The following is a 21165-nucleotide window of genomic DNA, read 5'->3' on the forward strand; positions in this document are numbered from 1 at the left end:
GTCTGGACAGGTCAGTCCAGCCCGTACACCCTGCGCGCGTTGCCCGCCGCGACCATCCCTGCCACCCGCTGGGCGTCCGCCAGCGCCCACGCACCCTCGGCCACCCAGCCGCCCAGCACCCGCCCGAGGGCCTCGCGGAAGAGGCGGGCACCCACCACGTGCAGTTCGGGCAGGCCGTGGGCCCCGCTGGAGAAGAGGATCTTGCCGAAGGGGGCGAGTTCGAGGATCTCGGCGAGGACCGTCGCCGAGCGGGCGCCGGTGCGGATCAGGGCGGCGCCCGAGTCGGTGTAGACGTGCGGGAAGACGCCGGCCAGGTGGGCCGCGTGGCGGTGGTAGGGGTAGCCGTGCAGGAGCACCAGGTCGGTGCCGAGACCTGCGGTGGCGCGGACGAAGTCCGTGAGGAGCACCGGGTCGGTGCGGTCGATGCGGGTGCCCGGCTCGCCGAGGCCGGCGTGGAGCTGGAGGGGCCGCCCGGAGGCCACGGCGATCCACAGGAGGTGCCGTAGCAGGACAGGGTCGTTCAGCTCGCCGCCGACCGCGCGGGCCGCCAGCCACCGTCCCGCCGCGCCCCGCACCTCCCCCGGGCCCGGCGGCTCGGGTGCCAGCGCGAGGCCGTGCCGTACGCCGGCGACGGAGGTGAAGGCGACGGCGCTCCCCGCGGCGCCGTGCACCGACTCGGCGAGGTTGGCGAGGAAGGACTCGACGGTGCCGGAGGTGTCGGCGACCTGCTCCGCGAGCAGCTCCAGCCGCACGATCTCGTGGGCGTCGGCGGCGCCGGTGGACGCCATCTCGCCAGGGCCGGTGAGGTCGCCGGGCAGCCCGGTGTCGACCAGGTAGGTCGTGATGCCGCTGCCGCGCAGGAGCCTGCGGCCCGCTTCCAGTACGCCGAGTTCACGACGCCGGGCCAGGTAGCGGGCGGGCGGGCAGTGCGGTTCCAGACCGAGTAACGGGGGGCACCAGCGGCGTAGCGCGAAGCCCGTCTGGGTGTCGAAGAGGGTGGTGCCGGGCGCGGGCGGGCCCTCGGTGCGGGCCAGCTGGGCCTCGAAGGTGCCTAGGCCCAGCTCTGTTCTGAGGACGCCGTGGCAGTACTGGTCCACCAGGGACGGCGTTTCGATCATTCCGGCTCCCCGCTGGGACGTGGTCTTGCACGTCCTAACGGGTGAACGGGGTGCGAGGTCGCGGCCTGATTTCGTGACGCGCCCGTCCCCGGCCGGTGTCGCTCAGCCGCCCAGCTGGATGCCGGCCATGCGCTTCCACTCGTAGGCGCCCGTCCGCACCTTCGCCGCGAACTCGCCGTCGAAGGATTCGTGGGTCGTGATGCCGGACTTCTCGACCGCCTTCTCGGCGATCTCCTGCGTGCGGGCCACCAGGTCGCCCCAGGTGCCGTCGTCGCCGACGAGGACGATGCGGGCGCCGCGTTCGCCGATGTGGGCCACCTGGCCCTCGGCGCCGCCGTGCGCCTTGGAGAAGGCGTCGATCCGCTTGGCGAGCTTCGCCGCCTTGCGCTCGGCCTTCGCGTCAACCTGCTGCGTGTCTGCCATGGCCAGGATGCTACCGACGAGTAGATCGTTTGGCGACGGGCGGGGTGAGTGACCCCCGCCTCAGCGGCGCCTCAACGGAGGAAGGGGTCCACGGCCACCGCCACGAACAACAGCGACACATAGGTGATGGACCAGTGGAACAGGCGCATCTCCTTGAGCTTGCCGCCCGTCACCTCGGCCTTCGCGCGATTCTGCAGGGCGTGCGCCTCCCACAGCCACCAGCCGCCCGCCGCCAGGGCGACGGCGGTGTAGAACCAGCCGGTGTAACCGAGGGGGGTCAGCAGCAGGGAGACGGCGACCATGACCCAGCTGTAGATCACGATCTGCTTGGCGACCACCTTGTTGGAGGCGATGACCGGCAGCATCGGCACGCCCACGCGCGCGTAGTCCTCCTTGACCTTCATCGACAGCGGCCAGTAGTGCGGCGGCGTCCAGAAGAAGATCACCAGGAAGAGGATGAGCGGGGCCCAGGAGAGCGAGTCCGTCACGGCCGACCAGCCGATCAGCACCGGCATGCAGCCCGCGATGCCGCCCCAGACGATGTTCTGCGCGGTGCGGCGCTTCAGGATCATCGTGTAGACGACGACATAGAAGAGGAGCGCCCCGAGGGAGAGCCAGGCCGAGAGCCAGTTGACGGTCAGGCCGAAGAGCAGGGTGGAGACGACCGCGAGGGAGATACCGAAGGCCAGGCACTCGCGCGGGCTCACCATGCCGGTGACCAGCGGCCGCTGCGAGGTGCGGTCCATCAGCGCGTCGATGTCGCGGTCGATGTACATGTTGAGCGCGTTGGCGCCGCCCGCGGAGAGGTAGCCGCCGACGCAGGTGAGCAGGACCAGCTTCAGGTCCGGCACGCCCTGCTGGGCGAGGAACATCACCGGAACGGTGGTGATGAGCAGGAGCTCGATGATCCGCGGCTTGGTCAGCGCCACGAATGCCTTGACACGGGCCCCGAACGGCCGGTGACGCGGGCTCTCGCTCGCACCGATTACCCCCGCTGGACGGGATTCGACGGCCGTCACGCACACCCCTACAGAGACATCCCAGCGAGCCGGACCGTGTGAATGCCCGGTAAAGGCTCGCGCGTACCACGCCACTGTAGACGTTGCCCATACCCCGACCTTCGCGGGGGTGGGGTCGTGTTGGCGGGGGTCGCCCGACGGCGGCTCACGACCCGCTCATCGGTCGTACCGAAGCTCGATTGAGCAGTCAGATGAGCGGCTCCGTATTCAGTTGCCGAATACGCATCACCGCAGTCGGGAGGCGGATCTCCCGCGGGCCCGGCAGTCTGGAATGACTCGAAAAAACGCGCTTGTTCCGGGGGTAGGCTCGACAACGGCCGGTGGGCGTCCAGTGCACCGGCGTTCGAACATGTGGAGAGGAGCCCTGACCCAGGGTGAGCACCAAGCCGACCACCACAGACCTCGAGTGGACCGAGTTGGACCAGCGGGCCGTGGACACCGCCCGCGTCCTGGCCGCCGACGCCGTACAGAAGGTCGGCAACGGCCATCCCGGTACGGCGATGAGCCTGGCGCCCGCCGCCTACACCCTCTTCCAGAAGGTGATGCGGCATGACCCGGCCGACCCCGACTGGGTGGCCCGCGACCGCTTCGTGCTGTCCGCCGGCCATTCGTCCCTGACCCTCTACACCCAGCTCTACCTGGCCGGCTTCGGCCTGGAGCTGGACGACCTCAAGGCGTTCCGCACCTGGGGCTCCAAGACCCCCGGCCACCCCGAGTACGGCCACACCAAGGGCGTCGAGACGACGACCGGCCCGCTGGGCCAGGGTGTCGCCAACGCCGTGGGCATGGCGATGGCCGCCCGCTACGAGCGCGGCCTGTTCGACCCCGAGGCGGCGCAGGGCGAGTCCCCGTTCGACCACTTCATCTTCGCGATCGCCGGTGACGGCTGCCTGCAGGAGGGCATCTCCGCAGAGGCGTCCTCGCTGGCCGGCCACCAGAAGCTCGGCAACCTGATCCTGCTGTGGGACGACAACCACATCTCGATCGAGGGCGACACCGAGACGGCCGTCTCCGAGGACACCGTCAAGCGCTACGAGGCCTACGGCTGGCACGTGCAGCGCGTCGCGCCGAAGCCGGACGGCGACCTCGACCCGCACGCGATCTACAACGCGATCGAGGCCGCGAAGAAGGTGACGGACAAGCCGTCCTTCATCGCGATGCGCTCGATCATCGCCTGGCCCGCTCCGAACGCGCAGAACACCGAGGCAGCGCACGGCTCGGCGCTCGGCGACGACGAGGTCGCGGCCACCAAGCGCGTCCTCGGCTTCGATCCGGAGAAGTCCTTCGAGGTCTCCGACGACGTCCTCAAGCACACCCGCCAGGCCCTGGACCGCGGCCGTGAGGCGAAGGCCGAGTGGGAGAAGTCGTTCCAGCTGTGGCGGCAGAACAACCCGGAGCGCGCGGCCGAGTTCGACCGCATCAACGCGGGTGAGCTGCCGGCCGGCTGGGAGGAGAAGATCCCGGTCTTCGAGCCCGGCAAGGGCGTCGCCACGCGTGCCGCGTCCGGCAAGGTGCTGCAGGCGCTCGGCGCGGTGATCCCCGAGCTGTGGGGCGGCTCCGCGGACCTCGCGGGCTCCAACAACACGACGATCGACAAGACGTCGTCGTTCCTCCCGGCGGACAACCCGCTGCCGGAGGCGAACCCGTACGGCCGCACCGTCCACTTCGGCATCCGCGAGCACTCCATGGCCGCGGAGCTGAACGGCATCACCCTGCACGGCAACACCCGTGTCTACGGCGGCACGTTCCTCGTCTTCTCCGACTACATGCGCAACGCCGTGCGCCTCTCGGCGCTGATGCACCTGCCGGTGACCTACGTGTGGACGCACGACTCCATCGGCCTCGGCGAGGACGGCCCCACCCACCAGCCCATCGAGCACCTCGCCTCGCTGCGCGCCATCCCGGGCCTGAACGTGGTCCGCCCGGCCGACGCCAACGAGACCGCGATCGCCTGGCGCGAGATCCTGCGCCGCTACACCAAGGTCTACGGCAAGGGCGCCCCGCACGGTCTGGCGCTGACCCGTCAGGGTGTGCCGACGTACGAGCCCAACGACGATGCTGCGAAGGGCGGTTACGTCCTGTTCGAGGCCGAAGGGCCCGAAGGGCAGAGCGCCGCGCCGCAGGTCATCCTCATCGCCACCGGTTCCGAGGTGCACGTGGCCGTCGAGGCGCGTGAGCAGTTGCAGGCGGACGGTGTGCCGACGCGGGTCGTGTCCATGCCGTCCGTGGAGTGGTTCGAGGAGCAGGACCAGGGGTACCGGGACAGCGTCCTGCCGCCGCAGGTGAGGGCGCGGGTCGCGGTCGAGGCCGGTATCGGGCTCACCTGGCACAAGTACGTGGGGGACGCCGGACGCATCGTTTCCCTGGAGCACTTCGGTGCTTCCGCGGACGGCAAGGTCCTCTTCCGCGAGTTCGGCTTCACTGCCGAGAACGTGGCCGCCCAGGCCCGGGAATCCATCGTGGCCACCCAGCGCTGACGCTCATATACGACACGTAGGAGATGTAATTCCATGACAGACGCACTCAAGCGCCTCTCCGAGGAGGGCGTCGCGATCTGGCTGGACGACCTGTCGCGCAAGCGGATCACGTCCGGCAACCTCGCCGAGCTGATCGACCAGCAGCACGTCGTGGGCGTCACCACCAACCCGACGATCTTCCAGAAGGCGATCTCCGAGGGCGACGGCTACGACCAGCAGCTGTCGGACCTCGCCGCCCGCAAGGTCACCGTCGAAGAGGCCATCCGCATGATCACCACGGCGGACGTCCGCGACGCCGCCGACATCCTGCGCCCGGTCTTCGACGCCACCGAGGGCCAGGACGGCCGCGTGTCGATCGAGGTCGACCCGCGTCTGGCCCACGACACCAAGGCCACCGTCGCCGAGGCCAAGCAGCTCGCCTGGCTGGTCGACCGGCCCAACACCCTCATCAAGATCCCGGCCACCCGGGCGGGCATCCCGGCGATCACCGAGGTCATCGGCCTCGGCATCAGCGTCAACGTCACGCTGATCTTCTCGCTGGAGCGCTACCGCGAGGTCATGGACGCCTACCTGGCCGGCCTGGAGAAGGCCAAGGAGCGCGGCCTGGACCTGTCGAAGATCCACTCCGTGGCGTCCTTCTTCGTGTCCCGCGTGGACACCGAGGTCGACAAGCGCCTCGACGGGATCGGCACCGACGAGGCCAAGGCGCTGCGCGGCAAGGCCGCCGTCGCCAACGCCCGGCTCGCCTACCAGGCGTACGAGGAGGTCTTCTCCTCGGACCGCTGGGGCAGGCTGGAGAACGCGGGCGCCCGCAAGCAGCGTCCGCTGTGGGCCTCGACGGGCGTCAAGGACCCGGCGTACAAGCCGACCCTCTACGTCGACGACCTGGTGGCGCCGAACACGGTCAACACCATGCCGGAGGCCACGCTGCACGCCACCGAGGAGAGCGGCTCGATCACCGGCAACACGATCGCCGGGACGTACGAGCAGGCCCGCGCCGACCTCGACGCGGTCGAGAAGCTCGGGATCTCCTACGACGACGTCGTGCAGCTCCTGGAGGACGAGGGCGTCGAGAAGTTCGAGGCGTCCTGGAACGACCTGCTCAAGTCGACGGAGGCGGAGCTGGAGCGCCTCGCTCCCTCGGAGGGTTGATCTTTGTCGAGCAGCAACCCGCTGCGTGACCCCGCCGACCGACGGCTCCCGCGTATCGCGGGGCCGTCGGGCCTGGTCATCTTCGGCGTCACGGGCGATCTGTCACGGAAGAAGCTCATGCCCGCCGTGTACGACCTCGCCAACCGGGGTCTGCTGCCACCGGGCTTCTCGCTGGTGGGCTTCGCCCGCCGCGACTGGGAGCACGAGGACTTCGCCGAGGTCGTGCACGACGCGGTCAAGGAGCACTCGCGCACGCCGTTCCGCGAGGAGGTCTGGCAGCAGCTCATCCAGGGGATGCGCTTCGTCCAGGGCACCTTCGACGACGACGACGCCTTCGAGCGGCTGCGCGGCACCATCGAGGAACTGGACAAGGCGCAGGGCACGGGCGGCAACTTCGCCTTCTACCTGTCCGTGCCGCCGCGGTCCTTCCCCGTGGTCATCCAGCAGCTGAAGAAGCACGGGCTGGCCGACCAGACCGGTGGCTCCTGGCGCCGCGCGGTCATCGAGAAGCCCTTCGGCCACGACCTGAAGTCGGCCGAGGAGCTCAACAAGGTCGTCCACGAGGTCTTCGGCTCGCACCAGGTCTTCCGCATCGACCACTACCTGGGCAAGGAGACCGTCCAGAACATCCTGGCGCTGCGCTTCGCCAACACGATGTTCGAGCCGATCTGGAACCGGTCCTTCGTGGACCACGTGCAGATCACCATGGCCGAGGACATCGGCATCGGCGGCCGGGCCGGCTACTACGACGGCATCGGCGCCGCCCGTGACGTCATCCAGAACCATCTGCTCCAGCTGATGGCGCTGACGGCCATGGAGGAGCCCGCCTCCTTCGACGCGGACGCGCTGGCCGCCGAGAAGACCAAGGTGCTCGGGGCCGTGCGGCTGCCCAAGGACCTGGGCCGCAGCACCGTGCGCGGACAGTACGCGGAGGGCTGGCAGGGCGGCGAGAAGGCGGTCGGGTACCTCCAGGAGGAGGGCATCGACGCCAACTCCAAGACCGACACGTACGCGGCGATCAAGCTCGAGGTGGACAACCGCCGCTGGGCTGGCGTCCCGTTCTATCTGAGGACCGGCAAGCGGCTGGGCCGCCGGGTCACCGAGATCGCGGTCGTCTTCCAGCGGGCCCCGCACTCCCCGTTCGACCACACGGCGACGGAGGAGCTGGGCAAGAACGCGATCGTCATCCGCGTCCAGCCGGACGAGGGCGTGACGGTCCGCTTCGGTTCCAAGGTGCCGGGCACGTCCATGGAGATCCGGGACGTGTCGATGGACTTCGCGTACGGCGAGTCCTTCACCGAGTCGAGTCCGGAGGCGTACGAGCGGCTGATCCTGGACGTCCTGCTCGGCGACTCGAACCTCTTCCCACGCACCGAGGAGGTCGAGCTGTCCTGGAAGATCCTCGACCCGATCGAGCAGTACTGGGACTCCAACGGCAAGCCCGCCCAGTACCCGGCCGGTACCTGGGGCCCCGTCGAGGCGGACGAAATGCTCGCACGAGAGGGACGGAGCTGGCGCCGGCCATGAAGATAGACCTCACGGACACCACGGCCAGCAAGATCAACAAGGCGCTGGTGCAGGGCCGGCGGGCCATCGGCACGCCGGCCGTCGGCATGGTGCTCACGCTGGTCATCGTGACGGACGAGGAGAACGCGTACGACGCTCTGAAGGCGGCGAACGACGCCTCGCGCGAGCATCCATCGCGCACGCTCGTCGTCATCAGGCGGGTCTCCCGCTCGCCCCGCGACCGCACGTCGTCCCGCCTGGACGCGGAGGTCCGGGTGGGCGCGGACGCGGGGACGGGTGAGACCGTCGTGCTGCGCCTGTACGGCGAGATCGTGGACCACGCCCAGTCGGTGGTCCTGCCCCTGCTGCTGCCGGACGCGCCCGTCGTCGTCTGGTGGCCGGTGAACGCGCCGCTCGACCCGGCGAACGACCCCCTGGGCGCCCTCGCCCAGCGCCGGGTGACCGACACGTACGCCGCCGAGCAGCCGGTACGGGAGCTCACGGCGCGCGCCGACACCTACACCCCCGGCGACACCGACCTCTCCTGGACCCGCATAACGCCCTGGCGTTCCATGCTGGCGGCCGCTCTCGACCAGGTCACCTGCACGGTGGAGGCCGTCGAGGTGGAGGGCGAGGAGTTCAACCCGAGCTGCGAGCTGCTGGCGATGTGGCTGGCGGACCGGCTGGACGTGCCGGTGAAGCGGTCGCTGTCCTCGGGCCCCGGCCTGACGGCGGTCCGCATGCACACCGACGGCGGCCCGATCACCCTGGACCGACCGGACGGTTCCCTGGCGACCCTCTCCATCCAGGGCCAGCCGAACCGGGCGGTGGCGCTGAAGCGGCGCGAGACGGCCGAGCTGATCGCGGAGGAGCTGCGGCGGCTGGACCCGGACGACACATACGCCTCGGCACTGCGGTTCGGGGTGGACCGGCTGAACGAGGGCCCCTCCTTTCAGGAACCGGCTCCCAAAGGAGAACCGGTCAGCGCGGGAGAACAGGTCACCGCAGGAGACGTCGCCGGAGGATCGGCCGACGAGCCTGTCGCCGTCGAAACGCCTGTCGAGGACGCTGCGAAAGCTCCCGCGGCACAGGCGGCGGCGCCGGAACCGGTGAAGCAGCAGTCCAAGAAGGCGGCGGCGAAGTGAGCACTCCGCAGCTGGTCGTGCATCACGACAAGGAACTGATGGCGCAGGCCGCCGCGGCCCGCCTGATCACGAAGATCGTGGACGCGCAGGCCTCCCGCGGCTACGCGTCCGTGGTCCTCACGGGCGGCCGCAACGGCAACGGCCTGCTGGCGGCGCTCGCGGCCGCCCCGGCCCGGGACGCGATCGACTGGGCGCGTCTGGACCTGTGGTGGGGCGACGAGCGCTTCCTGCCCGAGGGCGACCCGGAGCGCAACGTCACCCAGGCCCGCGAGGCCCTGCTCGACGCCGTCCCGCTGGACCCGAAGCGCGTGCACGCCATGCCGGCGTCCGACGGCCCGTACGGCACGGACGTGGAGGCGGCGGCGGAGGGCTACGCGCAGGAACTGGCGCGTGCGGCCGGTCCCGAGAACCATGGGTCGGTGCCCACCTTCGACGTCCTGATGCTGGGCGTGGGCCCGGACACCCATGTAGCCTCGCTCTTCCCGGAGCTGCCCGCGGTCCGCGAGACGGAGCGCACGGTGGTGGGCGTCCACGGCGCTCCCAAGCCCCCACCGACCCGGGTCACCCTGACCCTCCCCGCCATCCGCGCGGCCCGCGAGGTCTGGCTGCTGGCGGCCGGTGAGGACAAGGCGGAGGCGGCGGCGATCGCCCTGTCCGGCGCGGGCGAGATCCAGGCCCCGGCGGCGGGCGCCCAGGGCAGGCAGCGCACCCTGTGGCTGCTGGACGACGCGGCGGCCTCGCAACTGCCCCGCTCGCTGTATCCACCGGCCTCGCCGTGAGCGTGCGGTGGGGGGTCCCTTCGGGAGCCCCCACCGTCTCATTTCACGGACCCGGCCATCACGCCCTGCACGAAGTGCCGCTGGAACGCGAAGAACACCACCAGCGGGACCACCAGCGACACGAACGCCCCCGGTGCCAGGACGTCGATGTTGCTGCCGAACTGCCGGATCTGCGACTGGAGTTCCACCGTCAGCGGCTGTGACGAGCTGTCCGCGAACAGCAGGGCGACCAGCATGTCGTTCCACACCCAGAGGAACTGGAAGATGGCCAGCGAGGCGATGGCGGGGCGCCCCACGGGCAGCACCAGCCGCGTGAAGATGCGCCATTCGCTGCCGCCGTCCATGCGGGCGGCCTCCAGCATCTCCTTCGGCATCTCGGCGAAGTAGTTGCGCAGGAGGAACACGGCGAACGGCAGGCCGTAGGCCACGTGGAAGAGGACGACCCCGGGGATGGTGCCGAACAGACCCAGTTCGCCGAAGAGTTTGGCCACCGGCAGCAGGCCGATCTGCACCGGCACCACCAACAGGGCCACGACGACCAGGAAGACGGCCTCGCGGCCGGGGAAGTCCAGCCAGGCGAAGGCGTATCCGGCCAGTGCGGCGAGGACGACGACCAGCGTCGTGGCCGGCACCGAGATCAGCACCGTGTTCCAGAAGGCCTGCGTGATGCCCGCGTTCTTCAGCAGCGCCGAGTAGTTGTCGAAGGACAACTGGCCGGGGCTGGTGAACGCCGTCCACCAGCCGCTGCTCGCCGAGTCCCCGGACGACCGCAGCGAGGACAGGAACAGTCCCGCGAGCGGGGTCAGCCACACCAGGCCGATCAGGACGAGGAAGGCCTGCACCAGCCCGCTGCCGAGGACTCGGCGTACCGCGTTCATCGCTGACTCCTTCGGAAACGACGGACGTTGAAGACCATGGCGGGGACCACCAGCAGGAGGAGCAGGACGCCCAGCGCGCTGCCCAGGCCCTGGTTGTTGCCGCCGCCGAAGGACACCAGCCACATCTGTGTGGCCAGCACGGTCGCGTCCTCCTGCACCGGCCCCGGCGCGATGATGTAGACGAGGTCGAAGACCTTCATCACGTTGATCACGAGGGTCACGAAGACCACCGTCAGCACCGGGGCCAGGAGCGGGACCGTGATGCGGCGGAAGATCTGCCACTCGTTCGCGCCGTCCATCCGCGCCGCCTCCAGCGCGTCCCGGGGCAGGGTGGCCAGCCCCGCCCCGATCAGCACCATCGCGAAGCCCGTCCAGATCCAGACGTACGCCCCGATGATCGCCGGCGTGACGAGCGCGGGACCGAGCCAGGAGACTCCCTGGTACGGCTGCGCGAAGTTGGAGGCCGGCAACTTCACCGTGTACGAGCCGGGCTTGAGCCCCGTGAAGCGGAAGGAGCCGTCGGCCGCGGTCGTCGTGGCGGCGACCGTGCCGCCGTCCCGCACGGCCTCGACCCGCATCCGGGGCAGCCCGCTCTCCCGCGGGTCGACCTTCCCCCGTACCCCTCCCCCACCGGGCGTGAAGTCCAGGTAGACGACCCCGCGCACCTCGTCGGCGCCCGCGCTGCGGTGCGCGGCCGGGTAGGCGGGCTCCGCTCCCTTCGGCAGGTCCTTGGGCGCGACGCCCACCAGCCCGAGCGTCACCGAACTCCCCGGTGAGACGGTGGAGTTCGTGCGGTACGAGCCGTCTGCTCCCTTGGCCAGGCCGAATCCCGCCCGGGCCCGGGCGGTCGGATAGGCCGACGTGCCCTTGAAGGCGTCGTGCATCCCGACCACGGCAGCGTTCAGCACGCCCTGGTGCGGGTCCTCGTCGTAGGCGAGCCGGAAGATGATTCCGGCGGCCAGGAAGGACACGGCCATCGGCATGAAGAGCAACAGCTTGAAGGCGGTCGCCCAGCGCACCTTCTCCACCAGCACGGCGAGGATCAGACCGAGGCCGGTCAGCAACGCGGGCGCGACGACGACCCAGATGACCGTGTTCCGCACGGCCTTGAGGGTCGCCGGGTCGCGGAACATCTCGGTGTAGTTCTCACCGCCCACGAACCGCGTGCCGGACGCGTCGAAGAAGCTGCGGCCGATCGAGAACAGCACCGGGTAGACGACGAGCGCGCCGAGCAGGAGCAGCGCGGGGAAGACGAACAGCAGGGCGACGATCCGGGCCCGCCGCCGGGATCTCCGGGCACGTTCGACGAGCCCTGTCCCGGGCGGCCTCGTCTCGTTCACCAAGGTCGCGGTCACGGCCCGTCAGCCCTTGTACGCCTTGGCCGCCGCGGCTTCCAGCTTGGCCGCGGTGCCCTTCGGGTCGGACGGGTCGCGCAGGAAGTCCTGCAGCAGTTTCCACTCGCCCGCGCCCTTGGTGCCGCCGAACGCGGCCGGCGCCTGGTCGGACATGTCGAAGCGGACCGAGTCACCGGCGCCGACGAGGGACTTGGCGGTCGCGCGGGTGACGTCGTCGGCGTAGGCGCTCGGGTCGAGCTTCTTGTTCGGGGACAGGAAGCCGCCCGCCTTCGCCCACACCGCCGCCGCCTCGGGGGTCGCCAGGTACTCGAGGAGCTTCATGCCGGCCTTGGCGTTCTTGCCGTCCTTCAGCACCACCGCCGCGTCGCCGCCGCTGACCACCGGCGCCGAACCGCCGTCGACGGCGGGGAACGGGAAGAAGTCCGCGTCCTTGCCGATGCTCCTGCCGAACTGGTCGTGGGCCACCCCGGCGACGAAGTCGCCCTCGTAGACCATGCCCGCCTCGGGCTTGGGCCCGAACACCTTCTCCACCGAGCCCGGGAAGTCGGTGTTGAGGGCCTCCTTCTGGCCGCCCGCGATCAGCTGCCTGTCCTTGAACAGCCTGCCGAGCGTGCCGAGTGCCTTGACCACGCTCGCGTCGGTCCACTTCAGCGTGTGGGCGGCGAGGGCGTCGTACTTCTGGGGGCCCGCCTGGGAGAGGTAGATGTTCTCGAACCAGTCGGTGAGGGTCCAGCCGTCCTCGCCGGCGACGGAGAAGGCGGCGAGCCCGGAGTCGGAGAGGGTGTGGCCGTCCTTCAGCATCTCGTCGTACGTCTTCGGCGGCTTGACGCCGGCCTGGTCGAGGGCGGCGGGGCTGTACCAGACGGTCGACTTGTGGGCGGCCTTGAAGTAGAGGCCGTACAGACGGCCGGCGACGCTGCCGTACTTCTTCCAGACGGGGGCGTAACCGGCGTCCACCGCCTTCTCGGTGGTGGCCGACAGCGGGGTGAGCCAGCCCTTCTTCGCGAACTGCTGCAACACACCGACCTGCGGGACCATCACCACGTCGGGAGCGTTGCCGCCCTCGATCTTGCTGCCGACGACGGTGGAGACGTTGTCCCCCGTCGACACGAACGCGGTCTTGGCGCCGGTCTTCGCGGTGAACGCGTCCAGCACCTTCTGGAAGTTCTTCTGCTCGCTGCCGGTCCAGACACCGGCAACGGTGACCGTCTGTCCGTTCAGTGCCTTGTCGCCGCCGCCCGCGGTGACCGGTCCGCCGCCTCCGCAGGCGGTCGCGCCGAGGGCCAGGGCGAGGGCGGTACAGCCGGTGAGCAGGGTCGTGCGTCGTCGCATCATCGTTGATGTCCCTTCAGGGGGTGGGGAGGTGACGGGTGATCAGAGATCGCTGATCCACCAGGCGGCCGTGGAGCCGGGGAGCACCCCGGCCGGGCACGGGCCGCTGGACAGCAGGGGGGTGCCGGAGACCGGCGAAGGCGTGGGCGCCGTCCCGAAGTTGACCGCGCACACGAGTCCGTCGCCGCGGACGAAACCGAGGACACCCGGCGGGGTGTCCAGCCACCGCAGCGCCCCCTCGCCCAACTGCGGTAGTGCGGCGCGGAGTTGGAGGCCGTCCCGGTACAGGTGCCAGAAGGAGCGGGTGTCGGCGAGGGCACGGTCGGTGGCGTACTCGGCGAAGTACTCCGGCTGCGGCAGCCACGGCCGCGCGCTCTCGGCACCGGAGGTGAAGCCGAAGGGCGAGGCCTGTCCGGACCAGGGCAGCGGGACCCGGCAGCCGTCGCGGATCCTGGCGCGACTGCCCGTGCGCCGGAAGATCGGGTCGGTCAGCACGTCGTCGGGCAGGTCGACGACCTCGGGCAGCCCGAGTTCCTCGCCCTGGTAGATGTACGCGGCTCCGGGCAGCGCCAGCATCAGCAGCGCGGCGGCGCGGGCGCGGGCGGCGCCGAGTCCGCTGCCCTCGGTGGCGGGTTCGCCGTACCGCGTCACCGTGCGCACCTGGTCGTGGTTGTTGAGGACCCAGGTGACCGTGGAGCCCGTGCCGGCGATGTCCTGCATGGCCTCCGAGATGACCTTGCGGAAGGCGTCGGGGTCCCAGGGGGCGCTGAGCAGGTCGAAGAAGAAGGCCTGGTGGAGCTCGTCGGGGCGGACGTACCGGGCGTGTTCGCGGGCGGTCGGGACGGACACCTCGCCGACCAGCAGCCGCTCGCGTCCGTCGCGGGCGGTGTACTCCTCGCAGGTGGCCCGCCAGCGCCGCCACACGTCGTGCACCTCGGGCTGGTTCCAGGCCAGCGGGTTGACCGAGTCGCGGGTGCGGGCGTCGGCCTCGGGGTCGTCCGAGTCGGGCAGGTCCGGGTGCTTGTAGAGGCCGGCCGCCACGTCGATGCGGAAGCCGTCGATCCCCCGGTCCAGCCAGAAGCGCAGCACCCGGTCGAACTCGGCGCCGATCTCGGGGTTGCGCCAGTTCCAGTCGGGCTGCTCGGACGCGAACATGTGCAGGTACCACTGGCCGTCGCCGACCCTCGTCCAGGCGGGGCCGCCGAACATGGAGTGCCAGTTGTTGGGCGGTTCGGCACCGTCCGGGCCGTGTCCGTCGGCGAAGTGGAACCGGGCCCGGGCCGGGCTGCCGGGTCCGGCCGCCAGCGCCTCCTGGAACCACGGGTGCTCGCTGGAGCAGTGGTTGGGGACGATGTCGAGCAGCACCTTGACGCCGAGCCGCCGGGCGGCCGCCATCAGCAGGTCGAACTCGGCGAGGTCGCCGAAGAGCGGGTCGACGTCGCAGTAGTCGGCGACGTCGTAGCCGTGGTCGTGCTGCGGGGACGGGTAGAAGGGGCTCAGCCAGATCCCGTCGACGCCCAGCTTCTTCAGGTACGGCAGCCCCGCCCGGACCCCGGCGAGATCGCCGACGCCGTCACCGGTGCTGTCCAGGAAGCTGCGGACGTACACCTGATAGATCACCGCGTCCCGCCACCAGCGGTACTTACTCAGCATGCATGCATGTTAGGTAGGCGTGTCGAGAAGGTGTCAATGAACGAGCAGGAAGCTACCGTCGAGTCAGCCCTTAATATGGCGATTTATGAGACAAGAACGGGCGCAAGAGAGACCAGCGCGTTACTTAACGAGTAACTATCGAGAGCTGCCTAGCGACCCGGGATCGCGGCCAGCTCCCGCGCGAGACGCCGCACCGCCGCCGCGGGCGTCTGCTGCCCGGTCAGCGCGTCGTGCACGACCGCCTGCACGACCAGGCTGACCTGGTCGTAGCGCGGGCTCTTGGGGCGCGGCATCGCGGAGATCACGCTCGCGCGCAGGGTGGGGAGGTACGGAAACCGGCGTACCAGACCGGGATCGTCGTACAGCGCGGCCCGCACGGGCGGCAGCGCGCCGCGGGTGAGGACCTGGCGCTGGACCGGCTCGCTCGTGAGGTAGGCGATCAGTCGCGCGGCCGAATCGGGGTGCCGGGCACGGGTGTTGACGGCGAGATTGGAACCGCCGAGGACGCTGGTGCCGGGGCCGTGCGGTCCGGGCAGCGGCACGGCGCCGATCTTCCCGGCGACCGGGGAGCCCTTGGCGGAGGCGAGGACGTAGGCGTAGGGCCAGTTGCGCAGGAAGAGCAGCCTGCCGTCCTGGAAGGCCCGCTTGGACTCCTCCTCCTTGTAGCCGAGCGCCGCCCGGGGGATCCAGCCCTCGCGCACCCCGCGCGCCAGGAACCCGATCCCCTCCCTGGCCGCCGCCGAGTCGACGGTGACGCGGGCACCCTCGTCGCCGAGGATCGTGCCGCCCGCCGAGTAGACGGCCTCGGCTGCGTTGACGGTCAGGCCCTCGTACGGCAGGAACTGCCCGGCGTAGCCGCCGAGTCCGTACTTCGGGGCGATGGTCCTCGCGTCGTGTTCCAGCTCGGCCCAGGTGCGCGGCGGCGGGACGCCCTCCTTGGCGAGGACGTCCTTGCGGTAGAGGAGGAGGCCGGCGTTGGTGACGTAGGGGACGGCGTACAGCCGTCCGTCGTAGGTGGCGGTCCTGACCACCGGCTTGAGGAAGGTGTCGAGGGGGAAGCGGTCGCGGGGCAGCGGTCGGATCCAGCCCGCCGCCGCGAACTCCGAGGTCCAGCTGACGTCGATGTTGAGGACGTCGAAGCGGCTGCGGTCGCCGTCGCGCAGGTCGGTGGTCATCTGGGCGTGGGTCTCGTCGGCGGAGTCCGGGAGCTCGACGAGGGTGACCTTCTCGCCGGGGTGGGTGCGGTTCCAGCCCTCCAGGAGGGGGCCGAGATAGCCGGTCAGGTCACCGGCGGTCGCGAGGGTGAGGGGGCCGCGACCGCTGCCGGCCCCCTCGTCGGCACGGGCGCCCGAGGTGACGTAACCGGCGAGGATCACGACCAGGACGAGGAGCCCCCTACCGGCGGCGTGTATCCACCGCATAGGTTCCTCCTTGCACACCTGCACCGGTCACCTTCGTCCGGAGTCAGAGGCCATGTATACCTGTTAGGTATGGGCGATACTAGGGCCTGGCGTCAATCTCCCGTCGTCCGCCCGAAGGGCGGGCCCGGCGGTGTCTGGTGCGTGCGATCGCTAGGCGCCGGAGCGCTCTTGTGGCGGAGCCACGTGGGCGGTTCGGCAACGCGGCGAGCGCGCGTGCCAGACACCGCCGGGCAGGCGGGAGACTGACGGCAGGCCCTAGGGGTCTGGCCCACATTAGGCGGACGGGAGGACTGCGGTAGTGCGCCTGCCTCTCCTGGCACTTCTCGCGCGCGGTCCGGCCCATGGCTACGAGCTGAAGCAGGACCTTGAGCAACTGCTGGGCTCCGCGTACCCTCAGCCGAACGTCGGCCAGATCTACGTGACCCTCGGCCGTCTCGAGAAGCAGGGACTGATCGAGGGCGAGGACGTCGAGCAGTCCAGCCGGCCCAACAAGAAGGTCTACCACCTCACCGAGGCCGGGCGGGCCGCACTGCGTGTGTGGTTCGAGGAGCCCGAGGACGAGCCGCGGGTGCGGGACGAGTTCTTCATGAAATTGGCGCTCGCTCCGCAGACGGGTCTCGCCGACCAGATCGCCCTGATCAACAAGCAGCGGCGACAGTATCTGAACACCATGCGGCAGTTGTCGAAGCTGGCCGCCGCCGAGGACCGGGACAACCGTGTCGCCCAGTTGCTGATCGAGGGCGCGATGCTGCACCTGCAGGCCGACCTCGACTGGCTGGAGCGGTGCCAGGAAGAGCTGGAGGAGCTGGAATGAGCGAGCGTCCCGCTCCCGTGCTGCGCGCCGAGGGCCTGGTCAAGACGCATCACGGCGAGGGTGCCCCGGCGCACGCGGTGCGCGGGGTCGACCTGGTGGTGACGCGAGGCGAGTTCGTGGCCGTCACCGGGCCCTCCGGCGCCGGCAAGTCGACCCTGCTGCATCTGCTGGGCGGGCTGCAGCGGCCCGACGCCGGCAGCGTGTGGCTGGACGGGGCGTGCGCGGACGGGTGGAGCGAGGCGCGCTGGGCGGTGGAGCGCAGGAAAGGGATCGGGATCGTCTTCCAGTTCTTCAACCTGGTCTCCAACCTGTCGGTCGCCGACAACGTGGAGCTGCCGGCGCTGCTCGCCGGGGTGCCGCCGAAACGGGCGCGCGCCGAGCGGGAGGGGCTGCTGGACGAGCTGGGGCTCGCGGGCAAGGAGCGGAGCCTGCCCGGTGAGCTGTCCGGCGGTGAGCAGCAGCGGGTCGCGCTGGCCAGGGCCCTGGTCAACCACCCTCCGCTGCTGCTCGCGGACGAGCCCGCCGGCAGCCTCGACAGCAAGGGCACCCGCGAGGTGATGCGGCTGCTGTCCCGCTTCCACCGCCGGGGCCAGACGATCGTTCTGGTCACCCATGACGCCCGGCTCGCGAGCGCCGCGGACCGGGTGATCAGCTTCTTCGACGGCCGCATAGCCGACGACGCGGACCTGGACGACACGCTGTCCCGCCGGACCGGCATCTCCGGGGTACTGGAGTTCAAGGACTGACATGCGGACGTACGACGACGGTGAGCGCGCGGACGCCCAGGGCGCGGGGAGCTGATCTCGTGCGGGCGACTCTGCGCTGGGCGCATTCGGATCTGCGGACACATCGCGGTGAGGCCTTGTTCCTGGTGCTCGCGACCGCGGGGATCGTCGTGTCGCTGCTGCTGGCGACGGCTCTGTTCGGGTACGCGACCAACCCCTGGCAGCGTGTCTTCACCCAGGCGCGTGGTGCCCACGTCTGGATCCACACGGGCCCGTCCGCCGACGTGCGCGCACTGTCGGGCCTTGACGGGGTCGAATCCGTCGCCGGCCCCTATCCCACCGCCGCCACCACCCTCGTCTCCCGCGGCACCCGCGCCGCCGCCGAGCTTCGCGTGACGCCGGACCGCCCCACCGTCGGCCGCCCGCTGCTCACCGCCGGCCGCTGGCTCGACCCCGCCACCCCCGACGGCGTCGTCCTGGAGAGCCGTCTGGCCCGTGCCCTGCTCGCGGTGCCGGGCGACCGGCTGACCCTGCCGGGCGCGGCACGCACGGTGACCGTCCTGGGCGTGGCCGACAGCGCGGAGCCCCGCTACCGCCCCGGCGAGCAGCCCGGCCTGGTCTGGGCCCTGCCCTCCGCCGTACCGCACCCCACCGGCCAGGTCATCGGCCTGCGCCTGACCGACCCCGAGGACACCGACTACGTCGTCCAGCGTGCCGTCACCGTCCTCGGCGCCGGCGCCATCGGCGGGGTGTCCACCTGGAAGCAGGCCCGCGCCGAGGCCCAGGGCGACAACCGGCTGCTCGGCCAGGTGCTGGGCCTGTTCGGCCTGGGTGCGCTGATCGCGGCCGGACTCGCGGTGCACGGCGCGATCGCCACCCGTATCCGGGGGCACCTCCGTGACATCTCGGTCCTCAAGGCGATCGGCTTCACGCCGGCCCAGGTCGTGCGGGTGTTCCTCTTCCAGCACGTCGCGTACGCACTGCTCGGCGCCGTCGGCGCGGCGGCGCTGACGCAGGCCCTGGGCAGCCGTGTCCCGGGCCGCCTCGGCGACGCGGTCGGCGTCTGGCAGGGCCTGCCGGGGCACACCCCGGCCCTGGCGGCGATACCGGCGGGCGCCGTCCTGTTCATCGGCGCGACGACGGGCCTGGCGGCCTGGCGAGCGGGGCGGGTACCGCCCGTACCGGTACCGCGGCCCCCGGTCTCCCGCGGCGGGCGTCTGTCGGGGGCGGCACGGTGGGCGCTCGGGGTGCGGCTGCCACCCGCGCTGATCCTGGGCTGGCGGACGGCGTTCACCCGCCGGGTCCGCTCGCTTGCGACCATCACCCGGCTTGCCCTGCCGCTGCTGCTGATCGTGGTGGCGATGAGCGCCTGGACCACCATCGACCGGGCGCAGAACCGGCCCGAGCGGATCGGGCTGCCCGCCGCGCTGTCCGTGCACACGGACGCGGGCCTCGACGACCGGGCCGCCCGCGCGCTGCTGGCCCGCGATCCGCAGGTCGCCGCCGTCTACCCGGGGGTGGAGGTGGCCGCGCTGGTCCCCGGCCAGACCGCCACGATCGCCCTGCGCGGCTTCGGCACCCGGCAGGAGCCGTATCCCTACACCCTCGCCGAGGGCCGCCCGGCACGCGGCGGCGACGAGGCGGTGGCCGGGCAGGGCCTGCTCGACCTGCTGGACGTCCGGGTCGGCGACTGGGTGCGCATGACCGTGGGCGACCAGCCGCAGATCCTGCACATCGTGGGTCGCAGCATCGAACCGGAGAACGCCGGCCGGGTCATCTCCACCTCCCTCGACACCCTCCGCGGGAACGACCCGCACCTCACCCCGACCCTCTACCAGCTGCGCCTGCGCCCCGGCACCGATCCGCACACGGTCGCCGGACGGCTGGCCGGTGCCGGGCGCGGGCATCTGGAGGTGCACGCGGTCGCCAACCCGGCCGACGGACTCTCGCCGTTGCGCTCGGTCGTCCTCGGGCTGATCGGCGTCCTCGCCCTCATCGGGATCGTCGAGCTGCTGACCGCGATCGGCGGCATGGTCCGGGAGGGCGAACGCGATCTGCTGGCCCTCAAGGCCATCGGCCTGTCCCCGCGCCAGATCACCTCCGTCACCGTCACGGCCACCGGCTGCACCGCCCTGGCCGCGGTCGTCGTCGGCACGGCCCTCGGCACGCCCCTCGCGCACTGGCTGATCGACAGCCAGGGCAGATCGAGCGGCATCGGCGCCGGGATCGCGCAGAGCCCGTCGCCGGCGCTGCTGGTCCTGTTCGCGGTGGCGGCGGTGCTGGGCGCGGCCGCGCTCGCCGCCGTTCCCGCCGCCCGCGCGGCCCGCCGACGGCTGGCGGACACGTTGACCGCGGTGGCCTGAGCGACCGCCTCACCACCGGCCGCGCAGCTCCCGGTACTTGGCAGGCCAGTACCTCCACGCCTTCGGTCAGCGCGATTCGCACTCGCACAAACCGTAGCGGGCACCACTGACAACCGGTCCTGGGACAGCTCCGGCCAGTCACCCACAGGGTGCCCGGCCGGCCGTCAACTCCTAGATCTCGCCCCGCAGTTTGGCGAGCGCCTCGGCGAGGATCGCCTCGCCGTCCGCGTCGCTGCGCCGCTCCCGGACGTACGCGAGGTGCGTCTTGTAGGGCTCGGTGCGCGGCGGGTCCGGCGGGTTGTCCCGGTCCTGACCGGCCGGGAAGCCGCAGCGCGGGCAGTCCCAGGTCTCGGGAACCTGCGCGTCGCTGGCGAAGCTGGGCTGCGTCTCATGCCCGTTGGAGCACCAGAAGGAGATGCGCAGACGCGGCGCGGACTCGCCGCGCTCGGCCTCGCCCATCGGCCCCGCCCCGACCCGGCTTCCTCGGATCGCGTTGCCACTTGCCACGGTCGTAACTCCCTGCGTGATGGTGCCGCGAAGCGAGTCGGCGTGTCGCTTCGTTGCGAGCGCCTCAGTCTACGTAAGGCCCAACGCACGTCCAGTGGTTGGAGTTACAAGCCCCACACCTAGACGCAAGCCCCATGATAGGCCGCGCTCAGCTGCGCGTACCGAACATGGGGCCTTACGTGCGGAATGGAAGTGCTGTGTGCGTGTTGCCGCTCAGCTGTTCGTCTTCACGACGACTTCATGATGATGCCGAGGACGACAATGCACGCGAACCACAGCAGACCGATCACCAGGGTGATGCGGTCGAGGTTGCGCTCGGCGACCGAGGACCCACCGACGGACGACTGCATGCCGCCACCGAACATGTCGGACAGGCCGCCGCCCTTCCCCTTGTGCATCAGCACCAGCAGCATCAGCAGCAGGCTGAAGACGATCAGGGCGATCGAGAACCCCAAAACCACGGCTGGACCAACTTCCTCGGACTCGATGGACGACGCG

The 21165-nt window shown here is 70.9% G+C and carries 18 protein-coding genes; 8 read left to right on the plus strand and 10 right to left on the minus strand.

Going from position 1 to position 21165, the window contains the following annotated elements:
* Positions 1-11: 11 nt before the first annotated feature.
* The 3 genes from ACIRVK_RS22625 to ACIRVK_RS22635 all read right to left on the minus strand — a co-directional run bounded on the left by ACIRVK_RS22625 (position 12) and on the right by ACIRVK_RS22635 (position 2566).
* Positions 12-1118 (minus strand): amidohydrolase family protein, encoded by a 1107-nt coding sequence (locus ACIRVK_RS22625; RefSeq protein ID WP_404249722.1) that lies wholly within the window; start codon positions 1116-1118, stop codon positions 12-14.
* 102 nt (positions 1119-1220) lie between these two features.
* Positions 1221-1541, minus strand: a complete 321-nt coding sequence (locus tag ACIRVK_RS22630) for a hypothetical protein (protein ID WP_404249724.1) — start codon at positions 1539-1541, stop codon at positions 1221-1223.
* Between the two features lie 71 nt (positions 1542-1612).
* Positions 1613-2566: a heme o synthase gene (locus ACIRVK_RS22635; protein WP_404249726.1), complete on the minus strand. Its 954-nt coding sequence runs from the start codon at positions 2564-2566 to the stop codon at positions 1613-1615.
* A gap of 368 nt (positions 2567-2934) precedes the next feature.
* Between ACIRVK_RS22635 and tkt the strand changes: the two genes are divergently transcribed.
* Genes tkt through pgl form a run of 5 tightly spaced genes read left to right on the plus strand, consistent with a single transcriptional unit; the run spans position 2935 to position 9619 of the window.
* On the plus strand, positions 2935-5037 hold the full coding sequence (gene tkt, locus ACIRVK_RS22640; RefSeq protein ID WP_404249728.1) for a transketolase: 2103 nt from the start codon (positions 2935-2937) through the stop codon (positions 5035-5037).
* Between the two features lie 33 nt (positions 5038-5070).
* Positions 5071-6189 (plus strand): transaldolase, encoded by a 1119-nt coding sequence (gene tal, locus ACIRVK_RS22645; RefSeq protein ID WP_404249730.1) that lies wholly within the window; start codon positions 5071-5073, stop codon positions 6187-6189.
* 3 nt (positions 6190-6192) lie between these two features.
* A complete protein-coding gene (gene zwf / locus ACIRVK_RS22650; RefSeq protein WP_404249732.1) occupies positions 6193-7716 on the plus strand; it encodes a glucose-6-phosphate dehydrogenase in 1524 nt (507 codons plus the stop codon).
* Positions 7713-8840: a glucose-6-phosphate dehydrogenase assembly protein OpcA gene (gene opcA / locus ACIRVK_RS22655; protein ID WP_404249734.1), complete on the plus strand. Its 1128-nt coding sequence runs from the start codon at positions 7713-7715 to the stop codon at positions 8838-8840. The genes zwf and opcA overlap by 4 nt, the downstream gene beginning before the upstream one ends.
* Positions 8837-9619, plus strand: a complete 783-nt coding sequence (gene pgl, locus ACIRVK_RS22660; RefSeq protein ID WP_404249736.1) for a 6-phosphogluconolactonase — start codon at positions 8837-8839, stop codon at positions 9617-9619. The genes opcA and pgl overlap by 4 nt, the downstream gene beginning before the upstream one ends.
* Positions 9620-9657: 38 nt before the next feature.
* Here pgl and ACIRVK_RS22665 read toward each other — a convergent pair whose 3' ends face one another.
* The 5 genes from ACIRVK_RS22665 to ACIRVK_RS22685 form a co-directional block, all read right to left on the minus strand.
* Positions 9658-10497 carry a carbohydrate ABC transporter permease gene (locus tag ACIRVK_RS22665; RefSeq protein ID WP_404249738.1) on the minus strand — a complete coding sequence of 280 codons (840 nt, stop codon included), beginning with the start codon at positions 10495-10497 and terminating at the stop codon, positions 9658-9660.
* Positions 10494-11852 (minus strand): carbohydrate ABC transporter permease, encoded by a 1359-nt coding sequence (locus ACIRVK_RS22670; RefSeq protein ID WP_404249740.1) that lies wholly within the window; start codon positions 11850-11852, stop codon positions 10494-10496. Before ACIRVK_RS22670 ends, ACIRVK_RS22665 begins: the two co-directional genes overlap by 4 nt.
* A 6-nt stretch (positions 11853-11858) precedes the next feature.
* Positions 11859-13187, minus strand: a complete 1329-nt coding sequence (locus ACIRVK_RS22675; protein ID WP_404249742.1) for an ABC transporter substrate-binding protein — start codon at positions 13185-13187, stop codon at positions 11859-11861.
* Positions 13188-13226: 39 nt separating this feature from the next.
* Positions 13227-14837 carry an alpha-amylase family glycosyl hydrolase gene (locus ACIRVK_RS22680; RefSeq protein ID WP_404249744.1) on the minus strand — a complete coding sequence of 537 codons (1611 nt, stop codon included), beginning with the start codon at positions 14835-14837 and terminating at the stop codon, positions 13227-13229.
* A 149-nt stretch (positions 14838-14986) separates the two neighbouring features.
* Positions 14987-16258 (minus strand): ABC transporter substrate-binding protein, encoded by a 1272-nt coding sequence (locus tag ACIRVK_RS22685; RefSeq protein ID WP_404249746.1) that lies wholly within the window; start codon positions 16256-16258, stop codon positions 14987-14989.
* Between the two features lie 298 nt (positions 16259-16556).
* Between ACIRVK_RS22685 and ACIRVK_RS22690 the strand changes: the two genes are divergently transcribed.
* From ACIRVK_RS22690 to ACIRVK_RS22700, 3 genes are read left to right on the plus strand one after another with little or no spacing between them, the layout of a single operon-like run.
* Complete coding sequence (locus ACIRVK_RS22690) at positions 16557-17072, plus strand: PadR family transcriptional regulator (RefSeq protein ID WP_404249748.1); 516 nt, start codon at positions 16557-16559, stop codon at positions 17070-17072.
* Entirely contained in the window at positions 17069-17818 is a 750-nt protein-coding gene (locus tag ACIRVK_RS22695; protein WP_404249750.1) for an ABC transporter ATP-binding protein, read from the plus strand. The genes ACIRVK_RS22690 and ACIRVK_RS22695 overlap by 4 nt, the downstream gene beginning before the upstream one ends.
* Positions 17819-17877: 59 nt before the next feature.
* Positions 17878-20160, plus strand: a complete 2283-nt coding sequence (locus ACIRVK_RS22700; RefSeq protein WP_404249752.1) for an ABC transporter permease — start codon at positions 17878-17880, stop codon at positions 20158-20160.
* A 171-nt stretch (positions 20161-20331) separates the two neighbouring features.
* Here the strand turns inward: ACIRVK_RS22700 and ACIRVK_RS22705 are convergent, their stop codons facing one another.
* Both ACIRVK_RS22705 and secG read right to left on the minus strand, forming a co-directional pair.
* Positions 20332-20667 (minus strand): RNA polymerase-binding protein RbpA, encoded by a 336-nt coding sequence (locus tag ACIRVK_RS22705; protein ID WP_003976875.1) that lies wholly within the window; start codon positions 20665-20667, stop codon positions 20332-20334.
* Between the two features lie 227 nt (positions 20668-20894).
* Positions 20895-21128: a preprotein translocase subunit SecG gene (gene secG / locus ACIRVK_RS22710; protein ID WP_404249928.1), complete on the minus strand. Its 234-nt coding sequence runs from the start codon at positions 21126-21128 to the stop codon at positions 20895-20897.
* Positions 21129-21165: the final 37 nt, after the last annotated feature.

The organism is Streptomyces sp. NPDC101152 (assembly GCF_044768275.1).
Lineage (GTDB): Bacteria > Actinomycetota > Actinomycetes > Streptomycetales > Streptomycetaceae > Streptomyces.